The 5,605-nt window shown below is 74.0% G+C and carries 4 protein-coding genes; 2 read left to right on the top strand and 2 right to left on the bottom strand.

Features of this window, described 5'->3' with window-relative positions; all coding sequences use genetic code 11:
- Window positions 1–84: 84 nt before the first annotated feature.
- A complete protein-coding gene (locus tag CCN72_RS09945; protein ID WP_086807197.1) occupies window positions 85–1,620 on the top strand; it encodes an NCS1 family nucleobase:cation symporter-1 in 1,536 nt (511 codons plus the stop codon).
- Window positions 1,621–1,711: 91 nt separating this feature from the next.
- Here the strand turns inward: CCN72_RS09945 and CCN72_RS09940 are convergent, their stop codons facing one another.
- Complete coding sequence (locus tag CCN72_RS09940) at window positions 1,712–2,368, bottom strand: hypothetical protein (RefSeq protein WP_086807196.1); 657 nt, start codon at window positions 2,366–2,368, stop codon at window positions 1,712–1,714.
- A complete protein-coding gene (locus tag CCN72_RS09935) occupies window positions 2,365–2,682 on the bottom strand; it encodes a hypothetical protein (RefSeq protein WP_232988017.1) in 318 nt (105 codons plus the stop codon). The genes CCN72_RS09940 and CCN72_RS09935 overlap by 4 nt, the downstream gene beginning before the upstream one ends.
- A 257-nt stretch (window positions 2,683–2,939) precedes the next feature.
- On the opposite strand from CCN72_RS09935, the gene CCN72_RS09930 reads away from it, so the two are divergent.
- Window positions 2,940–5,605 (top strand): hypothetical protein (locus tag CCN72_RS09930; RefSeq protein WP_143664068.1); only part of this gene is annotated, 2,666 nt, incomplete at its 3' end.

The following is a 5,605-nucleotide window of genomic DNA, read 5'->3' as shown; positions in this document are numbered from 1 at the left end:
CGGGCACCAGCCCCTCCCCGCGGGGAGGGGCTGGTGCCCGCAACGGCCTTCGCCGATCCCCTCATTCCCGATTGGGGCCCGCCCATGACCGACACCGCTCCTCCGCACATACCGCCATCGGCCCAGGTCACCCTCGCCGACGGCCGGGTGGAGATCGCCCCCGGCACTCCACAGCCCAGCGGCCGCTACGCCAACGAGGACCTGCTGCCGGTCCCGGCCGGCCGGCGCACCTGGACGACGTACAACTTCTCCGCGCTGTGGGTCGGCATGGCCCACAACACCGCCTCCTGGACGCTGGCCTCCGGTCTGATCGCCGTCGGCATGGACTGGAAGCAGGCGGTGTTCACCATCGCCGTCGCCAACCTGGTCGTCCTGGTGCCGATGCTGCTGACCGGGCACGCCGGACCGAAGTACGGCATCCCCTTCCCGGTCTTCGCCCGCGCCTCCTTCGGGGTGCGCGGCGCCAACCTCCCCGCCGTCGTACGGGCGTTGGTGGCCTGCGGCTGGTTCGGCATCCAGACCTGGATCGGCGGCGAGGCCATCTACTTCCTCGCCGGGAAACTGATCGGCCACAGCTGGTCGGACGCCGCGCACATCGGCGGCTACGCCTGGACCATGTGGCTGTCGTTCGCCCTCTTCTGGGTGCTCCAGGTCGCCATCATCTACCGGGGTATGGAGACCATCCGCCGCTTCGAGAACTGGGCCGCGCCGTTCGTGCTGGTCGGCGCGTTCGTGATGCTGTGGTGGATGGCGTCCGAGGCGGGCGGGGTCGGGCCGCTGTTCGACCAGCCGTCCACGCTCGGCTGGGGCGGCGGGTTCTGGAAGCTGTTCTGGCCGTCCCTGATGGGCATGATCGGCTTCTGGTCCACGCTGTCGCTGAACATCCCGGACTTCACCCGCTACGGCCGCAGCCAGAAGGCCCAGACCTGGGGCCAGGCACTCGGTCTGCCCACCACGATGACGCTGTTCGCGTTCCTGTCCGTGCTGGTCACCTCCGGTTCGCAGGCCGTCTACGGCAAGCCCGTCTGGGACCCGGTACAGCTGGCCGCGAAGACCGACAACGTGGTCGGTCTGCTCTACGCCCTGGTCACGGTCCTGGTGGCGACCCTCTCGGTGAACATCGCCGCCAACCTGGTCTCCCCGGCCTTCGACTTCTCCAACGTGGCGCCCAGCAAGGTGAGTTTCCGCACCGGCGCGCTGGTCACCGCGGTCCTCGCCGTACTGATCTTCCCGTGGAAGCTGTACTCCGACCCGCAGGGCTACATCTTCACCTGGCTCGGCCTGGTCGGCGGGCTGCTCGGCACCGTCGCGGGCATCCTGGTGGCCGACTACTGGATCGTGCGCCGCACCCGGCTGGACCTCGCCGACCTCTACCGCGCCGGCGGCCGGTACTGGTACGCGGGCGGCTGGAACTGGCGGGCGGTCCTCGCCTTCGTCGTGGGCGGTGTCCTCGCGATCGGCGGCGCGAGCCTCAAACCGCTCTACGACGGCCGCCCGATCCCGGCCCTCGCCCCGCTCGCCGACTACGGCTGGGCCGTCGGCCTCGGCACCTCACTGGTGCTCTACCTGGCGCTGACCCTGCTGACCGGACGGCGGGAGGGTGCGACACCGGCCGTGTGAGCGAGGGGTCCGGTTCGGCCGGGCGTCCCACCTCCGACGGCATGCGGGGGGTGGGGCGTCCGGCCAACTTGCCTCTTGGGGCCGTCCGTTGTCATTCGTCGGACGGCGCCTGCGGGCACGCGTCGACCGCGGCCAGGGACCCGGCCCGGTCGAGCAGCACGGTGACCTCGCCGGTGTCCGTCTTCACGAGCAGGCGTCCGGCGTCCGTGCGCACCGGCTCGCCGCACACCTCCCCGGAGGGGGTGCGCACCAGGATCCGGGGGCCGTCCTTCTCGGGGCCGTACCAGGTGAGCGCCACCCCGGTGACGAGCATCGAGCCGCACGCGATCGTCAGCACCACCCCGCGGGTGAGGGCCCGCACGGTGCGGCGGGTCTCCATGTGGTCGCCGAGATGCAGCGCGGTGGCCGCCGCGGGGACGCCGGTCGGCAGCCGGACGCCGATGGGCGCCCCGTGCGCCGCCCTGAGCAGCAGCAGCGCGCCGAGGGTGCCGAACAGCAGGCACAGCAGCAGCGCGCCGCCCACCAGGGCGTCGTACGGAGGGGCCAGTTTCCCGACGTCGGTACGGCCCTTGATCAGGCCGAAGCCGAGCAGCCCGGCGAACAGGGCCGCGAGCCCGTTGCGCCAGGCGAGCGCCGCCTCCCGGGCGCGGGCCAGCTCACCGGCGAGCAGCTGTGTGGTCAGCCGGCCCGCCTCGCGGTCGGCGGGGGTCGCGGGCGGGCCCGGCTGCACGTACCAGCGCGGTGTCATCTGCGCTCCATGAGGACGTTCCAGTAGGCGCCGCACCCCTTCTCCTCGGGCGGCCGTCCCGGGTGTTCGGCCGTGCACTCGCAGAGCACCGGGACATGCGCGGGGCGGGGCACCCGGCGCGGGGTGCGGAAGACCCGGTCGGTGTGCGTGTATGTGAACGCACAGCCGCAGCGGGGGCAGCGGCCGTGCAGTACGGCCACCCCGTCGTCCGCGGCCTCGATCCGAAGACCGCTCGTGTAGCGCACCGCGTAGTCGTTCCGGGTGGTCTCCACGTACGGTTCGAGGGCGCCGGGCACCGGTGCGGAGTGCGTCACCGCATCCCCTCCTTCTCGGATCCTCATGCGGGCAACAAGGCGTCCAGCATGGCGAGTTCGCCGCCCCGGTGCCATGGGCGGAGCCGATCACGCCCCGAACTCGCCCGGGAGGAAGGCCCACCGGCCCCCGGGAGCGCCTGGATCGGGCGGAATCCGTCCGGGAACCGGGCGTTGTCCGGCAGGATGCCGGGAAGAGACGCGAGCACCGTCCACCGGGACCGGGGGAGCGGGCACCATGGCGGCGGAGGGGATGACGCATGAGTGGAGCCGGGGCCGTACCAGTGAGCGACCGCGTCGCCGCCGCGCTCGCACGCGCGGCCGAGATCTCCGTCCCGATGGACCCGGACACGTACGAGGGAACACGGGGGCCGGAACTCGACGCGCTGACCGATGAACTGGCGCAGATACAGGCGGAGTTGGAGTCGGCCCAGGGGTGCGAGGCGCAGGCCGCGCTGGTGGCGGCGCGGCTCGGCAGATGCCTCGCCCTGCGGTGCGTCCTGGCGGGCGTCCCGGCCGACCGGGAGCGAGCGGTGCGCCTGCTCGACGAGGCCCGGACCGCGGTCCCGCTCGACGAGCCGGACCGGGAGGCCGCACGCCGGGACCTCGTGCTGCTGCTCGGCTCACGCCTGATGACGGTGAACCGCGACCTCTCGCCCGGGTCCGACAGCCGGTGGACCATCGACCAGCTGATGTCGATGCTGGAGGTCGGCGCCCCGCTCACACACGGCGGTACGGGCCTGCTGGAGGACACCGGACTGCTCGTACGGCTGCTGCTCGAACGGGAGGAGGAGCAGATGCCCCCTGAGCTGCGCGCCAACCTGCTGGGTCTGGGGGCGCTGACCGAGGCGGTGCTGAAGGGCGACCTGGGCGCGGTCGCCGACGGGGCCCGCGGTCTCCTCGGAGCCATGCCGGACCTGCGGGTGCCGGGACCGCTGCGCGCGCTGCTGCCGTCGTTGTTCGCCATGCTGGAGGACTCCCTCGCGGGACTCCCGCCCGAGGCGCAGGGGATCGTCCCCGCACCGGACGGCGACCCCGCGGACCCCGACGAGGAGGCGGAGCAGCGGCACACCCGCATCCGGTTCCTCGCCCTGGCCGAGGTGATGTCACCCGAGACCCTCGCCCCCGAGGAACTGCCCGAGCTGCTGGCCGAGTTGACCGGCACACGGGATCCCGTGACGGGCGAGGAGACCCGCGCGCCCCTCCAGTCCCGGATGATCGCCGCCCTGCTCCACACCACCCTCGCCGCACGCTCCGGGGACATGGAGGGGTTCCGGGCAGCGCTCCGGCTGATGCACGAGGCGTACACCGACGGCGAACTCGACAGCCGCACCCACCGCGAATGGCTGCGCACCGTCGTGCCCGGAGTGCTGGCCGCGGCCTTCCTCACCGGGGGCAGCCTCCAGGACGAGGACATGTCCCGGACCCTGCTCGAAGCCCAGCGCTGGGACGAGGACCCCGAGGACGGCAACCTGGCCGCGAGCCTGCGCATGTGCGGGGAGGTCACCCGGCTCCAGGGGAGGCTGACGGCCGCCCTGGACAGCGGTGACGGCGACGCGGTCGAGGACATCATCGAAGCGCTGTGCGAACTGGAGCTGGACGAGGCCTTCGAAGGCGCCGAGGAATGGACCGGTGTGCTGGCCGGCTTCGTGCTCGGCTACGCCTATCTGGGCCGCGTGGTGCTCGCCGCCTCGGCCGAGGACCGGGCGGAGCATCTGCGGGCGGCCGCCCATCACCTCCAGCGGGCCGTGGAGACCTCCGTGGACGTGCCCGTCCTGCGCGGCCTCCTCGACAGCAGCTGGGCCGGGCTGATCGCGCTGACCGCGATTGCCGAGTCGGATCCCAGCCGGATCGCCGAGGGCGTACGGCGCACCAGGAAGACCCTGGACAACCCCGGCTTCACCCCGGGCGTACGCCCCTGGGCGCGCGGCGGCATCGCCATCGCCCTGGACACCCTGCACCAGCTGACCGGGGACCCCGAACCGCTGGACGAGGCGATCGCGGAGCTGACCCAGGGCTTGGCGGAACTGCCCGACGGCATGCCCAACGGCGCCCGCCTCACCTGGGACCTGGCCGCGCTCCGGGCGAAGCGCGCGACCCTCGGGCCGGGCGAGGCCGACACCGGGGAACTGCGCGCGGCCGTCGGCCTCGCCCGTGCCTCGCTCCGGCTCGCCGCCGACGACGTACTGCTCCAGCAGGGCACCCACCGCGGACTGCGCATCGCGCGCGGGGCGGCCGACCGGGGCCGCAGCGCGGCCTTCTGGGCGCTGCGCGCCGGGCTCACCGAGGAGGCGATGGCGTGTCTGGAGGAGGGCCGCTCCCTGGTGCTCGGCGCGGCGGCCGTCTCGGCGGGCGTCGCCGACCGCCTGGCGGCCCTGGGCGAGACCCGGCTCGCCGAGCGCTGGCGCGCCGCCGCCGACGCGTCCCCGGGCCGGGCCGACGACCGCTCCCTGCTGGAACTGTCGGCCGCGGGCACCGGCCTGCCCGGCGTCCTGCGGGACCGCTCCCCGCTGGAGGTGCTGGCCGCGGCGGGCGCGGGCACCCCCGATCTCCCCGGCGACCTGCGCCGCCGCTCCCTGGACGCGCTGCGCGGCCAGGGCGACGACATCGACGCGCAGTCGGTGCCCGCCGCCGGGAGCGATCTGCGCGCCGGGCTGGCGGAGACGGGTGCGGACGCGCTGCTGTACCTGGTCCCCGGCGTCGACGGCACGGACGGCGCGGTGCTGGTCGTCACCCGCGACGGCCCCGCCCAGGCGCTGCCCCTGCCCGCTCTCGCCCCTGCCGGGCGCGCGCCCGTGGCGGAGTACCTGGAGGCCGGTGCGCACTGGCAGCGCCTGGAGGCCGCCGCCCTCGAGTGCCCCGACGCCGTCAACCCGAGGGACACCGAGCGCGCCGAGCGGCGCTGGCTCGGCGCGCTCGGTGTCCC

Source organism: Streptomyces murinus, assembly GCF_002154555.1.
In the GTDB taxonomy this organism is placed as follows: domain Bacteria; phylum Actinomycetota; class Actinomycetes; order Streptomycetales; family Streptomycetaceae; genus Streptomyces; species Streptomyces murinus.
Note: the sequence above shows the minus strand (reverse complement) of the source record. Positions and strands in the feature narration are given on the sequence as shown.

Coding starts and splice junctions, on each gene's coding strand:
- CCN72_RS09945 (WP_086807197.1), top strand. CDS start 85: ATGACCGACACCGCTCCTCCGCACATACCGCCATCGGCCCAGGTCACC.
- CCN72_RS09940 (WP_086807196.1), bottom strand. CDS start 2,368: ATGACACCGCGCTGGTACGTGCAGCCGGGCCCGCCCGCGACCCCCGCC.